Here is a 21,258-nt window from a genome sequence, read left to right as displayed (position 1 = left end):
ATGGTGACTTCGAGCCGCTCCACCAGAGCCACCAGAGCCACCAGAGCCACCGGAACGACCGGAACCACCGGAACCGTTGCCGGGCTTGCCGCCGATGCCGCACTCCTGCTCTACTTCGCGTTCTCCCTCGCTCCGGTCGTGTTCATCGTGGCCCTGAGCCTGAAGTCGAACGCCGACCAGACCTCGACGTACCTACGGTTCGCACCCACGCTCGCCAACTACCGCACGGTGCTCGGTCTCGGCGCCGCCGACTCGCCGTACCTGCGGTTCTTCGTCGCCAGCCTGGTGTGCGCGGTCGGTGCCGTCCTGGTCTCCCTGGTGATCGGGGTCCCGGCGGCGTACGCGGCGGCGCGCTACCGCTTCCGGGGCAGCGAGAGCCTGCTCTTCACCCTGCTGTCGTTCCGGTTCGCCCCGGAGCTGGTGGTGATCATTCCGCTGGGCGTGCTCTACCAGCAGCTCGGCCTGTACGACAGCTACGTCGGGATGATCTGGGTGCTGCAGCTGGTGACGATGCCGCTCGTGGTGTGGATCCTGCGGTCGTTCTTCACCGACCTGCCACCGGAGCTGGAACAGGCCGCGCTGCTGGACGGCTACTCGCGCCGGCAGGCGTTCGTACGGATCGTGCTCCCGCTGGTGCGCCCCGGCGTGGCGGCGGTCTGCCTGCTGGCGTTCATCTTCGCCTGGAACAACTTCATCTTCCCGTTCACGTTGACCTCCAGCCACGCGCAGACGGTCACGGTGAGCTCGCTGGCGTTCCTCGGCGGCAACCAGGTGCGCTTCAATCTGGTCGCCGCCGGTGCGGTGATGGCGGTGCTGCCGCCGCTGGTGCTCGCGTTGTTCATCCAGCGCTACCTCGTGCGTGGCCTGTCGTTCGGTGCGGTGAAGAGCTGATGGCGGGGCTGGCGCTGGCGGGGATCCGCAAGGACTTCGGCCGGCTGCGTGCGCTGGAGGAGTTGTCGCTGGAGGTGGCCGACGGGGAGTTCTGCTGCCTGCTCGGCCCGTCCGGCGCCGGGAAGACCACCACGCTGAAGGTCGTGGCCGGCCTGGAAGAGCCGACGGAGGGCACGGTCCGGATCGGCGGCACGGACGTGACCGACGTGGAACCGACGCACCGCAACCTCGCGATGTGCTTCGAGAGCTACGCGCTCTATCCGCAGCAGGACGTCTTCACCAACCTGGTCTCGCCCCTGCGTTCGCCGCGCCACCGCCTGCCCGAGGCCGCCGCCCGGCGCCGGGTCGAGGAGGTCGCCGAACTCCTCGGCATCGACGCGCTGCTGGAGCGTTCGGTGACGCAACTGTCGAACGGCCAGCGCCAGCGGGTCGCGCTCGGCCGGGTGCTGGTCCGGCCGGCCGCGGCGTACCTGCTGGACGAACCCCTGTCCCACCTGGACGCCAAGCTTCGCGCCACCATGCGGGCGGAGCTCAAGGCGATCAGCCGCGAGCGCGGCACGACCACGCTGTACGTCACCCACGACTACGTGGAGGCGCTGTCGCTGGCCGACCGCGTCGGGGTGCTCGACGCCGGCCGGATCCGCCAGGTGGGCACGCCTCGCCACCTGTGGGAGGAACCGGTCGACATCGTGGTGGCGCGGTCGTTCGGCCGGCCGGCCATCAACGTCGTGTCGGGGGTGGTCGCCGACGTCGCCGGGCCGCGGTTCCTCGCCGACGACGGCGGACTGGACCTGCCGCTGCCGGGGAGGCGGATACGACCGGGCACCCGCGTACAGCTCGGGATCCGTCCCCGCGACCTGACCCTGCACCGCGGAGCCGGCGACGTGCCCGAGTCGGCGTCGGGGTCGGCGGCCGCGCGGCTGGAGGGCACCGTCTACGTCCTCGAACACCTCGGCCGCCAGGCGGAGCTCACCGTCCGCGTGGGCTCCTGCCTGCTGGCGCTGGTGGTTCCGCGTACCCAGGTCGCCGGGCTCGGGACCGACGACCGGGTGGTGGTGACGGTGGACCCGCGCCGCGTGCACGTGTTCCTCGCCGACGACAGCGGCCGGCGGGTGGAGACGACCCACGTGACCGAGGCGGCCGGATGAGCGACCTGGTGCTGGACGGCGTACGGAAGGTGTTCGCCACCCGGGGACGCCCGCCGGTGGAGGCGGTGGCCCACTTCGACCTGAACGTACGCAGCGGCGAACTCGTCGGGCTGCTCGGCCCGTCGGGGTGCGGCAAGTCGACCACGCTGCGGATGATCGCCGGCCTGGAGGACGTCACCGGCGGCGACATCCGGGTGGGCGGCAGGTCCGTGCTCGGCCTGCGCCCGCAGCGGCGCAACATCGGGGTGGCGTTCGAGAACTACGCGCTCTATCCGCCGCTGTCGGTGGCCGACAACATCTCCTTCGGCCTGCGCGCGCGGGGCGGCCTGTCCGCGCGGGCGTGCCGGGAACGCGTGCAGGACCTTGCCGAGCGCATCGGGCTGCGCGACATTCTCGACGCCCGGCCGGTCAACCTGTCCTCGGGCCAGAAACAGCGGGTCGCGCTGGCCCGCGCCATCGCCCGCGAACCCGAGGTCCTGCTGCTGGACGAGCCGCTGTCCCACCTGGACGCTGCCCAGCGCGACCTGACCCGGCGTGAGCTGCGGCGTCTGCAACGCGAGCTCGGCTACACCACCGTCCTCGTCACCCACGACCAGGAGGAGGCGCTCAGCCTGGCCGACCGGGTGGTGGTGATGGAGGGCGGCCGGGTCCGTCAGGTGGGCACGCCGGACGAGGTGTACGACGATCCGGCCGACCTGTTCGTGGCGGAGTTCGTGGGGGAGCCGGCCATGAACCTGCTCACCGGGCTGGCCGGCCCCGGCCGGATCGTGGGGGTGCGCCCCGAGGACGTCGCGGTGGTGGAGGACGAGGTCGACGCAGAGGGTGACGGTGCCCGGGGTGACGTCACAGGCGTGGTGGTCGTCGTGGAGGATTTCTGCGAGTACGGCCTGCTGACGGTCGAACTCGCCGCGACGCGGCAACGGCTCGTCGTCCAGACTGGACCGGGTCCGGCGCAGGTGCCCGGGGAGGCCGTGGGCCTGGCCTTCCAGCGGGACCGGACGTACATGTTCGACACGACCACAGGAGACCGGGTCAGATGACCAGAGCGCGGATCCTCGCCGCGGGTGACGAGTTCGTACGCACCGACCTGCTGACGCGGGCGCTGGACGCCGAGCTCGATCGGGCCGGACGGTCCCGCCACCGGGTGTCCGTGCGTACCCTCGACGTCGGCTGGCCGACGAAACCGTGGGGCAAGGTCGGCGAGGTCGTCGAGGCGGCCGGCAACGAGGACACGATGATCGCCGCCCTCGACGGTGTTGACGCAGCGGTCACCCATCTCGCGCCGTTCACCCGCCGGGTCTTCGAGCACGCACCCGACCTGCGCCTGGTCGTGGTCTCCCGCGGCGGCCCTGTCAACGTCAACCTGACAGCGGCCACCCGAGCAGGCGTCGTCGTCTGTTACGCGCCCGGCCGCAACGCGAACGCGGCTGCGGAGTTCACTCTCGGCCTGATGCTGGCCACCTGCCGCAACATCGCCGCCGGGCACGCCGAGCTCGGCTCGCGCACCTGGCCGGGGCACTACTTCCGCTACGAGTCGGCCGGTTTCGAACTCCGTGACGCCACCGTGGGCCTGGTCGGCTACGGCGCGATCGGCCAGCTGGTCGCGAGGTTGCTGGCCGCGTTCGGCGCGCGGGTGCTGGCGTACGACCCGATGGCACCGGCGGAGGCGTTCGGCGCGGAGGCGGAACGCGTCGAGGATCTGGACGACCTGCTCGCCGCCTCCCAGGTGGTGAGCCTGCACGCCCGGCAGACCGAGGAGAACCGCCACCTGATCGGGGCGGCGGAGCTGGCCCGGATGCCGGCCGGCTCGGTCCTGGTCAACACCGCACGCGGCGGGCTGCTCGACTACGACGCCCTCTGCGACGCCCTCGACCGCGGGCACCTCGCGGCCGCCGGCATCGACGTCTTCCCGGCCGAGCCGCTGCCGGCCGACTCGCGGTTGTTCACAACGCCGCGCCTGGTGATGGCTCCGCACATCGCCGGGTGCAGCCGCGAGGTGGCCGAACGCGCGGCGGCCATCTGTGCCGGTGAGGTGCGCCGCTGGCTGGACGGCCAACCACCGGCGCACTGCGCCAACCCGGAGGTCTTGTCCGGATCGGCCACGTCCGGCACGCCGGGCACGTCGGGCACGTCGGCCAGGTCGACCCGGCGCTGAGGAGGCGGCTCGATGAACGGTGGCGCGGTGAACGGTGGCGCGGTGAACGGTCGCAGGGCGGCCGGGCCCACGTACGTCGGCGTGGACATCGGCACGTCGGTCATCAAGGCCGCGTTGTTCGACGGGAACGGCGAACAACGGGCGCTGCGGACGGCCCCGGCCCGGGTGGTGAACCCCCGCGAAGGCTGGTTCGAGCAGGACATGGACGAGGTTCTCGCCGCGGTCGGCGAGGTCGTGCGGGCCCTGGTCGACGGCCAGGACGGGGGCGCGGGCGACCCGCCGGCCCTGCTCGCGCTGACCGGCCAGGGTGACGGCGTGTGGCTGCTCGACGGCGAGGGCCGCGCGGTCCGCCCGGCGGTGTCGTGGCTGGACGCCCGGGCGGCCGGGATCGCCGACGGCTGGCGGGCGGACGGGACCACCGAGGCGGTCTTCCGGCGTACCGGCGGGGCGATGTTCCCCGGCTGTCCGGCGCCGGTCCTGGCGTGGTTCGACCGGCACGAGCCGGACGTGCTCGACCGGTCGGTCACCGCGGCGTACTGCAAGGACATGGTGATGCAGCGGCTCACCGGCGTACGCGCCACCGACACCTCCGACGCCTCGCTGCCGTTCCTCGACCCGGTGACGCGCGATTACGCACCGGACGTCCTGGAGTGGTGCGGTCTCGGGCACCGCGCCGACCTGCTCGCCCCGGTCGCCGAACCTCTGCCGACCGGCACGCTGACCGCGGAGGGCGCCGCGCTGGTGGGGCTGCCCGTGGGCACGCCGGTGTCGGCCGGCCCGTTCGACCTGCCGGCGTGCGCGCTCGGCTCGGGCCTGGCCGCCACGTCGGGGGACGGCCACCTGATCGTCGGGACGACGCTCGCCTGCCAGGTCGCGGTCGCCGAACTCCAGCCCGGCGGCGAACCGGCCGGCCTGACGATCCCGCTCGGCCCGGACCGCTGGCTGCGTTCGATGCCGGCGATGGTGGGCACCGCCGCGCTGGACTGGACGCTGAAGCTGGTCGGCCGTACGCACGACGACGTCGACCCGCTGCTGGCCACCGGTGAGCCGGGTGCACACGGCGTGCGGTGTCTGCCGTACTTCTCCCCGGCCGGTGAGCGCGCGCCGTTCGTGGAGTCCGGCGCCCGGGCCCGCCTGGACGGGCTGACCGTGCAGACCAGCACCGCCGACGTGGTGCGCGCTGTCTGCGAGGGCATCGCGTTCGCGGCGCGGCACTGCTTCGAGGCGGCCGGCCTGGAAGGAGAGGTCGCGGTGTGCGGGGGCGGGATCCGCAGCCGGGAGTGGCTGCGGCTGTTCGCCGACGCCCTCGGCCGGCCGGTCCGGGTGTCGGCCTGCCCGGAGGTCGGTGCGTACGGCGCGGTGCTGGCCGGGATCGCCGCCACCGGCCTGCCGGTGGACACCGCGGCCTGGGCGCGCGACCGGGCCGCCGACACCACGGTGGTCAACCCCGGTGAGGGACCCGCCAAGCGGTACGCGGAAGAGTACGAGCGTTACCGCGCGGCGGTGGACCGTGCGCGCACCGAGTGGAAGGAGCGTCAGGTATGAGGTTGGCGAACGAACGCGCCGAGCTGGTCCGCTTCGCCCAGCGGCTCCGCCCGGAAGGGCTCGTGGTGGGTACGTCAGGAAACCTGAGCGTGCGCGTCGGTGACCTGGTGGCCGCCACGCCGAGCGGCCTGGACTACGACGTGCTCACCCCCGAACTCATCTGCGTCACCGACCTCGACGGCAGGCAACTCGAGGGCGAGCTGGACCCGACCAGCGAGATGCCGCTGCACCTGTCGGTCTACAACACCACCGACCACACGTCCGTCGTGCACACCCACGCCACCGCCGCGGCCGTGGCCTCCACGCTGGTGGACGAGCTTCCGGTGGTGCACTACCTCACGGCGCTGTTCGGCGGCCCGGTCCGGGTGGCGCCGTACGCGACGTACGGCACCCCCGAGCTGGCCGCGTCGGTCACCGAGGCGCTCAAGGGGCGTACCGGCTGCCTGATGTCCAACCACGGCACCGTCACCGTCGGCGACTCGCTGGCGAAGGCGTACCAGCTGAACCAGTACCTCGAATGGCTGTGCGAGGTGTGGCTGCGCGCGGTCGGCGCCGGTGCCGCGCTCGGCGTCTCCCCGCGTGAGCTGCCGGGTGACGAGCTGGACCGGGTGATCGAGAAGTTCGGCAGCTACGGCCAGGTGCCGCCGCCGGGGGTGAGCGGCGCAGGTGGCAGCGAAGGCGAAGCCGGAGCCGGACGGTGAGTCTGCACGAACGTCCCGTGCCGTTGGCCGCGACCAGCGCCGCCACCAACGACCGCACCGCGCTGTCGGCCGACCGGCGGCGCGGCGACCTGGCCACTGCCGCCGGCCGCGACTTCGACCTGGTGGTGGTCGGTGGCGGCGTCACCGGCGCCGGCGTGGCGCTGGACGCGACGGCCCGGGGCCTGTCGGTACTGCTCGTGGAGGCCGACGACCTGGCCAGCGGTACGTCCTCGCGGTCGGGCAAGGTGTTCCACGGCGGGCTGCGCTACCTCGAGCAACTCAACTTCGCGCTGGTCCGCGAGGCGCTGCTGGAACGCGACCTGATGGTGGAGCGGCTGTGCCCGCACCTGGTCGAGCCCGAGCCGTTCCTGTTCCCGTTCACCAGCCGCTGGCAGCGGCCCTACGTCGGTGCCGGCGTGGCGATGTACGACCTGTTCCGGCTCACCGGCCCGCGCAGCGTGCCCGGGCACCGCCATCTGACCCGGCGGGCGGCACTCGCCGAGATGCCCGGACTGCGCCCGGACGACATCACCGGTGCGGTGCAGTACCACGACGTACGGGTGGACGACGCCCGGCACACGATGACGCTGGCACGTACCGCCGCGGGGCTCGGCGCCACCGTCCTCACCCGGACCCGGGTCGTCGGCATGCTGCGCGACGGCCAGCGGGTGACCGGTGTACGCCTGCACGACCTCGAGGACGGCGGCCATGTCGACGTCCTTGCCGGCGTGGTGGTCAACGCGGCGGGGGTCTGGGCGGACGAGGTGCAGTCCCTGGGCGGGTCGCCGAGCATCGCGGTCCGCCCGGCGAAGGGCGTCCACCTCGTCGTACCGGCGGACCGGATCGAGTCGCGGACCGGCCTGATCGCGCGGACCTCGGACAGCGTCTTCATCATCAGGAAATGGTTCGACCACTGGCTGATGGGCACCACCGACACCCCGTGGGACCACGACCGGGGACATCCGGTGGCCTCCCGCGAGGACGTCGACTACCTGCTCGGCCAGGCCAACCGCTGGCTGAAGCATCCCCTGGGCGACGCCGACGTGGTGGGCGTCTACGCCGGCCTGCGGCCACTGCTGGCCGGGGTGCCCGTACGCACCCCCGGTGCCAGAGGGAGCACCGACCCCGCGACGACCGCCGCGCTGCGCCGCGACCACACCGTCGTCGAGCAGCCGGCCGGCCTGGTGACCGTGGTCGGCGGGAAGTACACGACGTACCGGCTGATGGCTCGGGACGCCGTGGACGCGGCGGGCCGTTCGCTGGGCCGGACGATCCCCGCGTCCAGCACCGACCGGCTGCCGCTGCTCGGCGCCACCGGCTACGTCGCGGTACGCCACCAGCGGGACCGGCTGGCCCGCGAGGCCGGGCTGGAACCCGAACAGGTCGAGCACCTGCTCGGCCGCTACGGCGCGCTCACCCCGGAGGTGCTCGACCTGCTCGCCGACCGGCCCGAACTCGCCCGGCCGCTGCCCGGCGCGTCGCACTACCTCGCCGCCGAGGTCGCCTACGCCGCCCGCAACGAGGGCGCCCTGCATCTGATGGACGCGCTCGCCCGCCGGACCCGGGTCTTCATGGAGACCCCGGACCGTGGCGTGGCGGCCGCTCCCGAGGCGGCACGGGTGATGGGGTCGGTCCTCGGGTGGGACGAGGAACGTCGCGCCGCCGAGGTCGCGGCGTACACCACGGCCGTGGAGGCTGAACGGCACGCCGCGACCATGCCGACGGACGACCAGGCGGTGCGGGCCTGGCAGACCGTCGCCGGAGCCGCGGCTCGGTAGGGGAGTCCCTGGTACGACGAAAGTCGTGCCGTGCGGTCCGGCGTACCCACCATCGTCTGGTCCAGCACCGCAGATCTGGCCCGCGGTGACGAGCGTCGCCTACCGTTGCCGGGGTGAGTGAACGCGCGACCGCCGGCCCGGACTGCGGCCGACCGCTCGGCCAGGCCTGGCCGGCGCCCTGGGCGAGACGATGGCGGCGATGGCTGCCGCCGGGGTACCGGGACGTCCTCCTCGCGTTCGGGTTCGTGGTGGGCGACACGCTGCTCACGCTCTCGCATGGTTCGTGGTGGCCGCAGCGGCCGGGCACGGTGGCGTGGTTCCTGCTCGGCCTGCAGGTGCTCGTGGACGCGGGTCTGGTCCTGCGCCGCAGGGCACCGCTGGCCGTGCTGGGCGCGGTGACCGCGTACACCGTCCTCGTCACCGTGCTCGTGTCCACCGGCTCCACCGGCGGCCGCCCCGGCCCGTGGACGGTCTGGGCTCCGGTGGCCGCGGTGCTGGTCGCCTATCTCCCGGTGGCCTACCCGGCGGTACGCCGCCCCGGCTGGGTGCTGGTCGGCCTGCTCACCCTCGTCTCCGCCCGGATCTGGGACCCCTCGGCCGCGGTCGTCACCATCGCCGTCCTGCGCACCACGCTCGGCCCGCTGCTCGCGCTGTACTTCGGCGCCCGGCACCGGCTGGTGTCGGTGCTGCGCGAGCGCGCCGAACGCGCCGAACGCGAGAAGTACCTCCTGGCCGCGCAGGCCCGCGCCGACGAACGTGCCCGGATCGCCGCCGAGATGCACGACGTTGTGACTCACCGGCTGTCGCTGATGGTGCTCTCCGCCGGCGCGCTGCGGGTGCGTGCCCGGGACGAGGAGACCCGACGGTCGGCCGAGGAGCTGCGGGCAGCCGGCTGCCAGGCCCTGGACGAGCTTCGGGACCTGGTGGGCATCCTGCGGATGACCGAGGACGCAGAACGCCCGGCCGTCGGTGATCTCGCCACGCTCGTGGCCGAGTCGGAGTCGGTGGGCATCCGGACCGAACTCGCCCAGGTCGGCGACCCCGGTCGGGCCTCGCCGGTGGTCGGGCGTACGGCGTACCGCGTCGTCCAGGAGGCGCTGACGAACGTCCGCAAGCATGCTCCCGGCGCCTCGGTGTCGGTGGAGGTGCGGTACGACACCGACCGCGTGGGTGTGCGGGTCACCAACACGGCACCGGCCGGGCCGCCCGACCCCGCACTGGCCGGGTCCGGCTCGGGTACCGGCCTGGCCGGGTTGCGGCAGCGCATCGAACTGGTCCGGGGAACGCTGTCCGCGGGGCCGACCTCCGACGGCGGGTTCGAGGTGGTCGCCGACCTGCCGGCGTACGTACCCACGGCTGCACCCGCCGTCGAGCCCGTCCGGGAGCCCACACCGGAGACCACCCCGGGGACCGGACCGAAGACCACGGAGGCGGTGCGATGATCTCGGTCCTGCTGGTCGACGACGAGCCGATGGTGTGCGCGCACCTGCGGACGATCCTGGGCGCGGCCGACGACATCGAGGTGGTGGGCGAGGCACACGACGGCGCTGCCGCGGTGGAGGCGGTGATCCGGCACCGGCCCGACGTCGTACTCATGGACCTGCGGATGCCCGGCGTCGACGGGCTGGCCGCGATCGAGCGCATCAATACCTTCGCCGAGCGGCCCGCGGTGGTCGCGCTGACCACGTTCGACGCCGACCACTACGTGATGCGGGCGCTGCGCGCGGGCGCCTCGGGCTTCCTGGTGAAGTCCACGCCGCCGGAGGACCTGGTGGGCCTGGTCCGGGTCGCCGCCGACGGGCACACCGTCCTGTCACCGGACGCCGCCCGCCGCCTCGTCGGCGCGTCCGCCGGCGCCCACGCCGCCCGGGACCGCGCCAGGGACCTGGTCTCCCGGCTGACCGAGCGCGAGGTCGAGGTGCTGACCTGTCTCGGCGAGGGCCTGTCGAACGCGGGCATCGGGCGCCGGCTGCACCTGTCGGAGGCGACCGTGAAGGGGTACGTCTCGCGGATGCTGGACAAGCTCGGCTGCGAGAACCGCACCCAGGTCGGGCTGCTCGCGCACGAGGCCGGCCTCACCGGCGGGAGCGCCTCGGACACCTGACCGCCGCCTCGGTTCTCCTCTGCCGCCTCGGCTCTCCTCCGGCGGCCGGTGCCGGGCACGGTCTCCCGTACGCCCCTCGTCCTCGGCATGCTGATCCGGGGGGTTCGGGCAGCCGGAGGCCGAGGAGGCGGGCGGATGGCCGGTGTCACCGGTGTCAGCAACGTTGTCGTCGGGGTGGACGTGGGCACCACCGGGGTCAAGGCGGTCGTCGCCGACGCCGGCGGTCGCGTGCTGGCCGAGGCCGGCGAGGAGTACCCCACCCGGTACGTCCCTCCACACGGTGCCGAGCAGGAGCCGGACGACTGGTGGTCGGCGACCGCGCGATGCGTCGCCGGCGCCCTGCGATCCGCCGCCGAGACGAGCGGGCTGAGCCCAGCGGCCGTGGAGTGCGTCGGGGTGAGCAGCCAGGCGCCGAGCGTCGTCGTACTGGACCGATCCGGCGTACCCGTCGGCCCCGCGCTGCTGTGGCTGGACCGGCGCGGCCAGGCCGAGTGCCGGGCCAGGGCGGAGTCCGCCGCGGACGTCGTGGCCGCCACCGGCAACCGGATGGACGCCTACTTCGCGGCTCCGAAGCTCGCCTGGCTGCTGGCGGAGCGTCCGGAGGTACGCCGCGCCGGTGCCGCGGTGGTGATGGCCAACGGGTACGTCGTGCACCGGCTCACCGGCGTACCCACGTGTGACACCGGTCACCAGGGCCTCACGCTGCTCGCCGACCTGGACACCGGCCGGTGGTCCGACGCGCTGGTCGACCTGTGGGGGATCCCCCGCGCGTGGCTGCCCGAGGCGGTGGACCCCGGCACGGTGGTCGGCCGGGTCGGCGCGGAGGCGGGCCGGGTGACCGGACTGCTCGCCGGTACGCCGGTGGTGGCCGGTGCGGTCGACGGAGCCGCCGCGGCGCTGGAGGCGGGCCTCGCCCGGCACGGCGACGTGTGCGAGATGACCGGCCAGTCGACCGTGGTGAACGCCGCGGTCGAAGCCGGCCGGTTGCGCCGGGACGCCCTGGGGACGATGAGCGTGCTGCCGTACCCGCTGCCGGGCCACCACCTCGTCTACGGGTCGATGGTGGCCACCGGCGGCATTCTGCGGTGGTTCCGGGACGAGTTCGGCGACCGGGAGGTGCGCGCGGCGGAGTCGGGCTCGGCGGGCTCGGGCTCGGCGGGCTCGGGCTCAGGCTCGGCAGGCTCGGTGTTCGCGGCCCTCGACGCGCTGGCCGCCACGGCGCCGGTGGGCAGCGGCGGGCTTGTGCTGTTGCCGTACTTCCTCGGCGAGCGGTCACCGGTGTGGAACGCCGACGCGCGCGGAGCGCTGGTGGGGTTGTCGATGGCCAGCCGCCGGGCCGAGGTGGTCCGGGCGATCCTCGAAGGTACGGCGTACGGCCTCGCGCACAACCTGGACGAGCTGGCCCGGCTCGGCCTTCGCCCCGCGGTGCTGCGCAGCGTGGGCGGCGGAGCGCGGGGTCGCACCTGGAACCAGATCAAGGCCGACGTCACGGGACTTCCGGTCGAGGTGCCCCCGAACACCAGGGGCGCGCCGGTCGGGGTGGCGCTGGTGGCCGCCGCCGGGGTGGGGCTGGTGGCCGACCTGGCGCAGGCGGTCGCCGCGCGGTCGCGTCCGGGGGAGGGCGCCGGCAGCGCGGTCGGTGCCGCCCAGGAAGGCCGGGCGGCCGACGCGGTGAGGCATTACTCTCCGGACCCCGGCCGGCACAAGGCGTACCAGCGCTACTACGCGGTCTACCGGGAGCTGTATCCCGCGCTGCGACGCAGCTACGACCTGCTCGCGGAAGCCCGCGCCGCCGACGGGTAGTACGGCCCGAGGCCACAACTGGCCGGACACCCCGAGGGCCTGTGTGGCCGAGCGGCCCCGGTCGGGGACAATCGGAGGCATGACCGGAAACTTCTCCCGCTACGGCGCTGTCGACCTGTCCGGACTCGCGAACCGGGCCAACCAGCCGGCCGGCGCCCCGGGCGGCCGCCCCGCATCGGCAGGTGCCGCGGGTGCCCCCGGCACCACGGCCGGGGCAACGGGTGCCCCGGGAGGTGCCGGCGGCGCGGGCGGCGGATTCGTCGTCGACGTCACCGAGGCCACCTTCCAGGCCGAGGTCGTCAACCGGTCCGCGACCGTGCCGGTCGTGATCGACTTCTGGGCCACGTGGTGCCAGCCGTGCAAGCAGCTCAGCCCGGTGCTGGAGAAGCTGGCGGCGGAGTACGCCGGGAAGTTCGTCCTCGCCAAGATCGACGTCGACGCCAACCCCCGGCTCGCCCAGGCGGCCGGCATCCAGAGCATCCCGCTGGTGGTGGCCGTGGTCGGCGGTCAGTTGGTGCCGCTGTTCCAGGGTGCGGTGCCCGAGTCGCAGGTACGCCAGTTCCTCGACGAGTTGCTCCGGCTCGCCGCCGGGCAGGGCGTCACCGGCACCGCGCAGCCCATCGGCGGCGGCGAAGCGCCGAAGGATGCCCCCGAAGAGGACGCCGGCGACCCGAGGTTCGCCGAGGTCGACGAGGCGCTGGCCCGCGACGACCTCGACGGCGCGGTCGCGGCGTACGAGAAGATCCTGACCCAGACGCCCGCCGACGAGGAGGCCAAGAGCGGGCTCGCCCAGGTTCAGCTCGTTCGCCGGGTGCGCACCCTCGACCCGACGACAGTGCGGTCCGACGCGGCCGCCCGCCCCGACGACGTTCAGGCTCAGTGTCTCGCTGCTGACGTCGACGTGGCCGACGGTCAGCCGCGGGCCGCGTTCGACCGGCTCATCGACGCCATCCGCCGGTCCGCCGGGGCCGACCGCGACACGCTGCGGGTGCATCTGCTGGAGCTGTTCGAGGTGGTCGGAGGCGACGACGAGCTCGTGCGGACGGCTCGCAGGCAGCTCAGCGCCGCGCTGTTCTAGCCCGTCTCGTCGCCCTGCGGACCACTCGTCCACAGCCGGGCGGCCGGTGGGACCGTCATGCGCCGGCGCTTCGTTAGGCTAGCGGGCCTGGGGCGCGTCGAAGTAGTCCGCCGATCCGGTCAGCGGCTGGTCCAGCGACCGGCGAGGTCGCCGCTTCGACACCTGTCCCCATGGGTGGTGCCAACGGTTCGCGGGGGTCGGCGGGTGAGCATGCGCGTCTTTCGAGTGGTGACAGGTGTCCTTGCCGGACTCCTGGGACTTCTCGGTGCCGTCGCGGGCGGGGTGGCGGTGTTCGGCCTGATCGGCCCCGGCGACGTGCTGACCGCCGGCACCCACCGCCTCACCACCAGGGGCGTGGCGATCGCAACGTCTCCGGACCTCATCCGTTACTACGACGCCCGGCTGGTGGTCACCGCCGAGCCCATGAGGCGCGGTCAGCAGGTGTTCGTCGGCATCGGGAACCATGTCGACGTCCGCAGCTACCTCGCCGGGTCCGCGGGCGCCCAGGTGGTGGAGTTCGGCGTCCCCTCGACGATGCGCACCCGCCCGGTCGCCGGTTCCGCCGACCGCCTCGTACCCCCTGACCGGCTGGGCTGGTGGGTCGCCGAGCAGTCCGGTCCCGGCGCCCGCACGTTGTCGTGGCGCCTGGCCGACGGACCGTACGACGTCGTGGTCATGAACGCCGACGGCCGGCCCGGCGTGGACGTCCGCGTCACCGCCGGAGTCGAGTTTCCCGGCGCGTTCCGGTTCGCGGTAGTGGTGTTCGCCGTGGGCCTGGCCCTGCTCGTCCTGGCCGCGGTCCTGCTGCTGTGGGGCCGGCGGCCCGGCCCGCGCCGGCGGCGGCGCGAGGACGACGACGAACTGCTGTGGGAGGGCCGGGAGGCCTGGGAGGAGAACGAATACTGGGCCGGCAGGCCGGCGGCCGAACGCTCCACCGACGAGCGGCCGAGCTGGCTGGACTCGTCGGAGACGCAGCCGGGCGACGACGCCGAGGCGCCGCCGCCCGGCGAGGTACCGGCCGGTGAGGTACCGCCGGACCGGGCGCCGGATAAGGCGCCGGATAAGGCGCCGGATAGGGCGCCGGATAGGGCGCCGGTCGGCCAGCCGCCGACTTCGACAGCCGCTCCGCGCCGTACGCGACCTGGGTGGGACTCCTCCGGCAACAGCGCCACGTCCGGTCCCGCCTCTCCCGCACTTCCCTGGCGGCCCGCCGGTGCCCGGCGACCTTCGGCGCCGCCGGGTTCACCGAACCCGAGTGCACCGAGCCGGCCGGACCGGCTGTACGACGGCCGGCCCGGCCGACCGGACACCTCACGTCCGGATTCCCAGAACGAGCACAGCCCTGACCTCAGGGACAGGCACCACTGGCCCGACACCGGGGACAGCCATGACCTCAGGGACCGCAGCGACACCGGAGACGGCGATGAGCAGCGTCAGTAGGGGTCGGCCGAACCCGCGCCGCCGGATGGTCCTCGCGCTCGCGGCCACGGTGACCGTGGTCGCCGCCACCGCGTCCGGCTGCGTGACGATGCCGAAGGAGAAGACCGGAGCCGCGCCGGCGTGGGCCCCGATCAGCGCCGAGGACACGGTGCCGGTCGTACGCCGGTACGACCGGATCCAGGCGAGGGCCGCCGGCACCCGCAACGCCCGCCTGCTCACGTCCGTGGAATCCGGACCGCTGCTGCGGGCCGGTCAGGGCGGCCTGCGCGTCGCCCACGGCTTCGATCCCGAGGGCAGGTCGGCGCTCACCTCGCCGAGCAGGTCCGGGACGGTGGTCCACCTTCCGAGGTTCTCCGGGTATCCGGTGTGGTTCCTCGCCGTCTCCACCACCGATCAGGTGCCGGGCCAGCCGGGACAGGCGAGCGGGCAGCGGTCGGGCAAGGGTGCTCGCACGGTGGTAGACCTGATGACCCGGCCCAGCGCCGGGTCGACGTGGAAGGCCGCGCAGTCGGTGGTCCTGGACGACGGCGCCCGGCTGCCCGCCCTCGCCGAGCGCGGCGATGCGCCGGTCGTGCTGCCCGCCGCCGACGCCGGCACCCTGATCCGGCCGCCGGACAAGACGGCGACCGCCTACGCCCTGCTGCTGACCGGTGGTCCGAAGGCGCCGCAGGCCTGGGCGTTCGCTCCCCATCCGCAGACCGCGCGGGCACAGCAGGCGGCCGTGCAGAAGGGCCGGTCCCCGGCGTTCGTCTACCGCCACAGGTACGAGGTGACGTCGGTCCGCGCGCTGGCGACCGCCGACGGCGGCGCGCTGGAACTGTTCACCATGAACGAGATCGAGAACTACCAGGCCCGAGGTTCGGCCCCCCTGGAGTTCGACAGGTCGAACCCGGTGGCTGCCTACACGGGATACCGGATCGGGCAGACCCTCGTCCGCACGACCTGGGTGTGGCAGGTGGTGGCCCACGTTCCCGCCAAGGGCAAGGGTGACGGAAGGGTCCGCCTGCTCGGCGTCGACCGCGGGCTGGCGTCGGTGCAGACGAAGTAGCTGACGAAGCAGCCGGCTCCCTCAGACCAGGGGGTCGGGGGAGCCGGGAGTGACGCCGCGTTCGAGGTAGAGCACCGCGCCCTCGGGCGCACCCAGCACGGCCGCCATCCGGCGGTACGTCCCGGGCAGGCAGCGCTCGCGCACCTGGTCGAGGGTGCAGAACTCCACCTGCTTGATCTCGTGCGGCGCCAGCGTGAACGTCGACAGCAGCGCCTCCGGCTCGTGCACCCCGCCGTCGAAGAGAAGCTCCACCGCGTCGTCCCACCCCCGCCACGGCGGCAGCCAGTCGACGCTCAGGAGCTTCCCGATCGGGAGTTCGATGCCGATCTCCTCCCACGTCTCCCGTACGGCACCCTCGCGCGGCGACTCGAACGGCTCGACCACGCCGCCGGGCAGCTCCCAGTCCGGCTTGTACGTCACCTGGGCGAGCAGGACCCGTTGCTGGGGGTCGCGGACCACCACGTGCGCGATCAGCCGGGTTCGCGGCAGGCTGGAGTTGACGAGGCCGATGAACCCTTCCTGAGTCTCCGGCTCGGGGTCGCCGGTCAGCCGGGCCAGCACCACAACGTCGTGGCGTTCGCCCTGCGCCGTGCGGTGCGCGCGCAGCAGACCCTCCCGGCGCAGCCCCGCCCGGGAGGCGATCCGCAGCGACGCCCGGTCGTGGGCCGGGACCTCGGCCTGGACCCGGTGCAGGCCGAGGTCCCGCAGGGCGTGGACGGTGGCCAGCCGGACCGCGCGGGTGGCGTACCCCTGCCGTCGATGGGTCTCCTCGATGCCCCAGGTGAGCTCGCCCACCCCGCCGCCGAGGTCGTGGAGCTCGACGTGGCCGACCTGCCGGTCCTGGGCGACGACGACGAAGTGGTACGGATCGGTCGCCTTCGTGGGCCGCAGGGTCACCAGGCCGTCGGTGAGCGGGCCTGCGGACTCGTCGGGACCGGGCGTGGGCGCTGAGGAGGTCACGCCGGGCAGGCTACCGCGCGGCCGCGTTGTCGCTCGGCGCCAGCGCGCTGCCACAAGCTCTGTTCTGCCTGGTCCGCAGGACAGACCCGTAGTCGGCCAGGTCGATCGCGTTCGCGGTCCGCCGGATGGAGGCCGCGATCCGGCCCTTCCAGGGCACGTACGGGAGCAACCGGTAGTTCTGGTGCACGAACCACGCCATGAACCGGTTGCCCGGCACCATCCAGTTGGCCACACCGTCGGCCTGCTTGGCGCATCCGCGGACGTACTCGGCCAGCGCATCCTCGTACCGCGCGAACGCCGCCTGGTGATCGCCGCCGGCCAGGGCGAGCTCACCGGCGAGCACGTACGCGCCGACGATCGCCAGGCCGGTGCCCATCCCGGACAGCGGGGTCGGGCACCAGGCCGCGTCGCCGAGGAGCGCCACCCGGCCGCGGCTCCACGAGTCCATCCGTACCGCGCTGATCGAGTCGAACCAGAAGTCGGGCGCGGACGGCATGGCGGCCAGCAGTCGTTCGGTCTCCCAGCCGTTGCCGGCGTAGGCCCGGGCAACCATCCGCTGCTGGGCGGCGACGTCGCGGCGGTCGTGGGACGGGGCGCCGGGGGCCGCGAAGTAGAACACCGCCTTGGCTTCGGTGTTGTCGCGGGCGCTGTAGACCGCGACGAGCCGGCCGGGCGTGAGGTAGGCGCGGCCGGCGTGGTCGAGGCCGAGGTGGTTCGGGGTGGTGAAGATGGCGGAGTACAGCCCGGTCGGCCGGACGTACGCCTCCTCCGGCCCGAAGGCCAGCGACCGCACCGTGGAGTGCACGCCGTCCGCGCCCACCACCAGGTCGAACCGCCGGGGTTCGGCTCGCTCGAACGAGGCGGTCACGCCGTCGGCATCCTCGGCGAGGGCTGTGATCGAGTCGCCGAAGACGTACTCGGTCTGCTCCTTCGTGGCGTCGTACAGGATCCGGCCGAGGTCGCCGCGGAGGATCTCCAGGTCGCCGGAGAACACGTCCGCCGGCATCCGGGACACCTCTCGGCCGGCGTCGTTGACGTACGCCATGGCGCCCATGTGCGTCTGCGCGGCTCGGACGTCGGCCAGGATGCCCATGCGCTCCAGCACGGACAGGTGTGCCTCGCCCCGGAAGTCCACGGCGTAACCGCCTTCGCGCAGGGCAGGCGCGCGTTCGACGATCGTCGGACGGAAGCCGTACCGCGCCAGCCAGAAGGCCAGCGCGGGACCGGCGACACCGGCACCGGAGATCAGCACGGTCCGGGTTCTTTTCTGTGTGGGCGTCATGTGGACGAGAGTGGCCGCGGCCGCTCACCGCGCTCACACCGAACGCTCACCACCGGCCTCCGGCCCGGTGAGCGGGGAGGTGGCCGGGGATGTGGGCGGGCCGTCGGGTAGGTCGGGCGGCCTGCCGTTCCGGTCGCGCGAGGAAGCGGCGAGGACCTCCTCGGGTACGCCGGCCAGCCGGCAGGCCTCGGCCAGGGACAGGCCGGTGCCGGTGGCGTACGCGGCGGCGTAACCGTCCTCACCGAGCCGGGCCCGCGCCCCGGCACGGACCCGGGCGACCTCGCGGTCGTCGGTCGTGACGACCCCGCGGAGCTCGCCGGCCACCGCCAGCAGCCGGGCGGACGTCGCGGGCTCGTCGTCACACAGTGCGGTGCCGGCGAGCGCCTCCACGGCCAGAGCGCAGTCGTACAGCGGGCCCCGGGCCACCGCGGTCGCGGCCGCCTCGCGCATCCGGGTGCGTGCGGTGGCGAGGTCGCCGCGCTCCTGGGCGATCCGGCCCAGGCCGAGAAGTGCCCGGACCACGTGCCGGTCGCTCTTCACCCAGTGCGGGGTGAGCCGAGCCAGCGTTTCCTCGTACAGCCGGGTCGCCTCGTCCAGGTCGCCGGCGAGGCGGGCGACGTCGGCCAGCCCGCGCAGCGCACCGGCCAGGTAAGCAGGGCTGCCGACGCGGCGGGCGACCGCGGCGGCGCGTTCGAAGTCGCCGCGCGCCGCGGTCAGGTCGCATCCGCCGGTGTCTCCCACAGCCAGCCCGGCGGGGCGCAGGGCGTAGTCGCCGCGGTTGCACAACAGGTCGGCGACGTCCTCCGCGGCGTCCAGTTGCTCGGCGAGGACGAGCGCCTCGTCGGTGAGGACGAGCGCCCGCGCGTGGTCACCGCGAAGGTCCGCGGCGCCGGCCAGCCCGTCCAGCGCCAGCGCCGTACCCCACCGGTCGCCGAGCGCACGGAACTCCTCGGCCGCGGCGCTGAACTCGCGTCCGGCCGCGTCCACGTCACCGGCGGCGAGGTGGGGGTAGCCCCAGATGATCCGGGCGGCGGCGCGCTCCCACGGATCCGGTCCGGCCAGGCCGGCCCGGAGCACGGCGAGCACGACCCGGGATCGGTCGCCGCCGCGTTGATCATCGGCCACAGGAAGGTGATCACCGGATGGTGCGGCGACGTGGCGGCGACCAGGGCCTCCGCGGTGGCCCGATGTCTCTCCCAGGCCGGGCGCCCGGCCGGGTCCGCGGCCGCGGTGAGGGCGGCCAGGAGGTAGCCGTCCGCGGCGCCGGCCGGAGGGCGCGTTCCCAGCAGGTCCAGGAGCGCGACCGCCGGCCCGGTCACCGCGCCGCGCAGGCCCCGCATCCACAGGTACGGCGCCATGGCGGCGAACAATGCCGCTGCCCGTTCGGCCTCACCGGCCTCGACCGTTCGTCGCAGCGCGGCCAGGAGGTTCTCCTGTTCGGCGTCCAGCCGGCTCAGCCAGGTCGGCTGGTCGGCACCGCGCAGGTGCAGGTCGGCGGTGACTGCCAAGGCGAGGAAGTGGTCGGCGTGTGCCCGAACGCAGTCCTGGGCCTCACCGGCCGACGCGAGTTGTTCCATGCCGTACGCCGCGATCGTGGCGAGCATCCGGTAACGGCCCTGGTCGAACTCCACCAGCGACTTGTCGGCGAGGGAGCCCAGGAGATCCTCGTCCGTGGCCGGATCGCCCACCCCGCACACCTGGGCGGCTGACGCGACGGTCGCGCCACCGGCGAAGACGCTGAGCCTGCGGGTCATCGCCTGCTCGTCAGGGCTGAGCAGGTCGAAGCTCCAGGCGACGACCGCCCGCAGGGTCTGGTGGCGGGCGTCGGCGGCCCGGCTGCCGCGGGAGAGCAACGCGAAGCGCTCGCCAACTCTGTTGCCCACTCCGTCGCCAACTCTGTCGCCCAGCCGGTCGGCCAGGTCGCCCACGTCCAGTGTCCGGAGCCGGGCCGCGGCCAGCTCGATCGCCAGGGGAAGTCCGTCGAGGCTCGCGCAGATCCGGCGTACGACGTCCTCGTCCGGCGGGCCCAGGGCGATGTCGGGGCGAACAGCCGCGGCCCGTTCGGCGAACAGCCGGACCGCGGCCGTCCCCGCCAGCCCCCGGACGGGCCACAGCTGCTCACCGGTGATGCCGAGCGGTTCACGGCTGGTGGCGAGGATCCGCAGGGCCGGGGCGGCCGCCAGCAGCCGGTGGGCGAACGCTGCGACCGGCTCGACGAGGTGCTCGCAGTTGTCCAGGACCAGGAGCAGCGGCCGGTCGGCCAGCGCCGCCACCAGCCGGTCGGTCGGCGTGGTGTCGCCGGCCCGGGGGAACAGACCGCCGTCACGCAGGCCGACGGCGGTGAGGACGGTGTGGGCGAGCTCGTCTGCCGTACGCAGCGGGGCCAGCTCCACCAGGCGCACGTCCCCGTGAGATGCCGCCACCTCGACCGCCAACCGGGTCTTGCCGACCCCGCCCGGCCCCAGCAGCGTGACCAGCCGCCCGGTGCCGAGGAGCGCACCGACCCGCTCGACGTCCTCGTCGCGGCCGACGAAGCTGGTGAGCTGGGCAGGCAGCGGAGTCGGCCGCGGACCCGCCTCGCCACGCAGCAGGTCCTGGTGCAAGGCGGTGAGGTCCGGGCCCGGGTCGGTGCCCAGCTCGTCGGCCAGCCGCCGCCGGACGTCCTCGTACGCCGCCAGCGCCTCCGCCTGCCGCCCGTCGGCGCGAAGCGCGCGGATGAGCTGGTGGTGCAGGCGTTCGCGCAGGGGATGCCGGCGAACGAGGTCCCGCAGCTCCGGTACGACGACTCGTTGCCTGTTCAGCGCCAGGTCCGCCTCGATCCGGTCCTCCAGCGCGGCGAGGCGGTCTTCGGTCAGGCGTACGACGTCGGCTCGCAGCGACTCCGCCTCGGCGGCGTCGGCGAGCGGGTCTCCCCGCCACAACGCCAGGGCGCGGCCCAGCAGGTCGGCCGCCTGCCGGTGACGCCCGGTGGTGAGGGCGTCGCGGCCGTCCCGCGCCAGCCGTTCGAACTCGATCGCGTCGACCGAGTCGGCGGGTACGGCCAGCCGGTAGCCGGTCGCCGCCCCCTCGACGGTGGCGTCCGGGCGTAACGCCTGACGCAACCGGGACACCTGGGACTGGAGCGCATGGCCTGCATCCGCCGGTGGCTGGTCGCCGTAGAGATCGTCGACCAGCCGGTCGGTGGGGACCATCTCGCCGACCCGGGCAACCAGCAGCGTCAGCAGGGCACGGCGGGTCGGGCCGCCCAGGGCCACCTCCGTGCCGTCGTCGCGCCAGGCCCGGACAGGGCCGAGGATGCCGAACCGCATGGTCCGCATCCTCGCAC

Annotated in this window: 17 protein-coding genes; 13 read left to right on the top strand and 4 right to left on the bottom strand. The window is 73.9% G+C overall.

The features are described 5' to 3' along the window. The 13 genes from BLU27_RS26940 (at position 1) to BLU27_RS26880 (ending at position 15,691) form a co-directional block, all read left to right on the top strand. Complete coding sequence (locus BLU27_RS26940) at positions 1–891, top strand: carbohydrate ABC transporter permease (RefSeq protein WP_092656402.1); 891 nt, start codon at positions 1–3, stop codon at positions 889–891. Next, positions 891–2,039 carry an ABC transporter ATP-binding protein gene (locus tag BLU27_RS26935; RefSeq protein WP_092656400.1) on the top strand — a complete coding sequence of 383 codons (1,149 nt, stop codon included), beginning with the start codon at positions 891–893 and terminating at the stop codon, positions 2,037–2,039. Before BLU27_RS26940 ends, BLU27_RS26935 begins: the two co-directional genes overlap by 1 nt. After that, entirely contained in the window at positions 2,036–3,079 is a 1,044-nt protein-coding gene (locus BLU27_RS26930) for an ABC transporter ATP-binding protein (RefSeq protein ID WP_092656398.1), read from the top strand. Before BLU27_RS26935 ends, BLU27_RS26930 begins: the two co-directional genes overlap by 4 nt. Next, positions 3,076–4,194 carry a 2-hydroxyacid dehydrogenase gene (locus BLU27_RS26925; RefSeq protein ID WP_092656396.1) on the top strand — a complete coding sequence of 373 codons (1,119 nt, stop codon included), beginning with the start codon at positions 3,076–3,078 and terminating at the stop codon, positions 4,192–4,194. The genes BLU27_RS26930 and BLU27_RS26925 overlap by 4 nt, the downstream gene beginning before the upstream one ends. A 12-nt stretch (positions 4,195–4,206) precedes the next feature. After that, positions 4,207–5,739, top strand: a complete 1,533-nt coding sequence (locus tag BLU27_RS26920; RefSeq protein ID WP_092656394.1) for an FGGY-family carbohydrate kinase — start codon at positions 4,207–4,209, stop codon at positions 5,737–5,739. Continuing rightward, positions 5,736–6,440, top strand: a complete 705-nt coding sequence (locus BLU27_RS26915; protein ID WP_092656392.1) for a class II aldolase/adducin family protein — start codon at positions 5,736–5,738, stop codon at positions 6,438–6,440. The genes BLU27_RS26920 and BLU27_RS26915 overlap by 4 nt, the downstream gene beginning before the upstream one ends. Continuing rightward, positions 6,437–8,218, top strand: a complete 1,782-nt coding sequence (locus BLU27_RS26910; RefSeq protein WP_241827664.1) for a glycerol-3-phosphate dehydrogenase/oxidase — start codon at positions 6,437–6,439, stop codon at positions 8,216–8,218. The genes BLU27_RS26915 and BLU27_RS26910 overlap by 4 nt, the downstream gene beginning before the upstream one ends. Before the next feature lie 113 nt (positions 8,219–8,331). Then, positions 8,332–9,660 (top strand): sensor histidine kinase, encoded by a 1,329-nt coding sequence (locus BLU27_RS26905; RefSeq protein WP_197681593.1) that lies wholly within the window; start codon positions 8,332–8,334, stop codon positions 9,658–9,660. Beyond that, entirely contained in the window at positions 9,657–10,322 is a 666-nt protein-coding gene (locus tag BLU27_RS26900) for a response regulator (RefSeq protein ID WP_092656390.1), read from the top strand. The genes BLU27_RS26905 and BLU27_RS26900 overlap by 4 nt, the downstream gene beginning before the upstream one ends. Positions 10,323–10,457: 135 nt before the next feature. Beyond that, positions 10,458–12,125, top strand: coding sequence for a xylulokinase (locus BLU27_RS26895; RefSeq protein ID WP_092656388.1), 1,668 nt, complete (start codon positions 10,458–10,460; stop codon positions 12,123–12,125). A gap of 79 nt (positions 12,126–12,204) precedes the next feature. Next, the gene (locus BLU27_RS26890) at positions 12,205–13,203 is read left to right on the top strand and encodes a tetratricopeptide repeat protein (RefSeq protein WP_092656386.1); all 999 of its coding nucleotides are present in this window, start codon (positions 12,205–12,207) and stop codon (positions 13,201–13,203) included. Positions 13,204–13,413: 210 nt separating this feature from the next. Beyond that, complete coding sequence (locus BLU27_RS26885; RefSeq protein ID WP_092656384.1) at positions 13,414–14,643, top strand: hypothetical protein; 1,230 nt, start codon at positions 13,414–13,416, stop codon at positions 14,641–14,643. Then, positions 14,627–15,691 (top strand): DUF8094 domain-containing protein, encoded by a 1,065-nt coding sequence (locus BLU27_RS26880; protein ID WP_157728822.1) that lies wholly within the window; start codon positions 14,627–14,629, stop codon positions 15,689–15,691. Before BLU27_RS26885 ends, BLU27_RS26880 begins: the two co-directional genes overlap by 17 nt. A gap of 21 nt (positions 15,692–15,712) precedes the next feature. Here the strand turns inward: BLU27_RS26880 and BLU27_RS26875 are convergent, their stop codons facing one another. The 4 genes from BLU27_RS26875 to BLU27_RS26865 are packed head-to-tail and all read right to left on the bottom strand — an operon-like array spanning position 15,713 to position 21,241. Then, the gene (locus BLU27_RS26875; protein ID WP_172805046.1) at positions 15,713–16,651 is read right to left on the bottom strand and encodes an NUDIX hydrolase; all 939 of its coding nucleotides are present in this window, start codon (positions 16,649–16,651) and stop codon (positions 15,713–15,715) included. Between the two features lie 10 nt (positions 16,652–16,661). Next, entirely contained in the window at positions 16,662–17,933 is a 1,272-nt protein-coding gene (locus BLU27_RS26870) for an FAD-dependent monooxygenase (protein WP_092656378.1), read from the bottom strand. 33 nt (positions 17,934–17,966) lie between these two features. Then, the gene (locus tag BLU27_RS30050) at positions 17,967–18,719 is read right to left on the bottom strand and encodes a tetratricopeptide repeat protein (protein WP_197681592.1); all 753 of its coding nucleotides are present in this window, start codon (positions 18,717–18,719) and stop codon (positions 17,967–17,969) included. Continuing rightward, on the bottom strand, positions 18,647–21,241 hold the full coding sequence (locus BLU27_RS26865; RefSeq protein WP_197681591.1) for an AfsR/SARP family transcriptional regulator: 2,595 nt from the start codon (positions 21,239–21,241) through the stop codon (positions 18,647–18,649). Before BLU27_RS26865 ends, BLU27_RS30050 begins: the two co-directional genes overlap by 73 nt. Positions 21,242–21,258 lie beyond the last annotated feature (17 nt).

The organism is Actinopolymorpha singaporensis (genome assembly GCF_900104745.1).
GTDB classification, from domain to species: Bacteria; Actinomycetota; Actinomycetes; order Propionibacteriales; family Actinopolymorphaceae; genus Actinopolymorpha; species Actinopolymorpha singaporensis.
The sequence above is the reverse complement of the archived record's forward strand: the minus strand, read 5'-3'. Positions and strand labels throughout refer to the sequence as shown.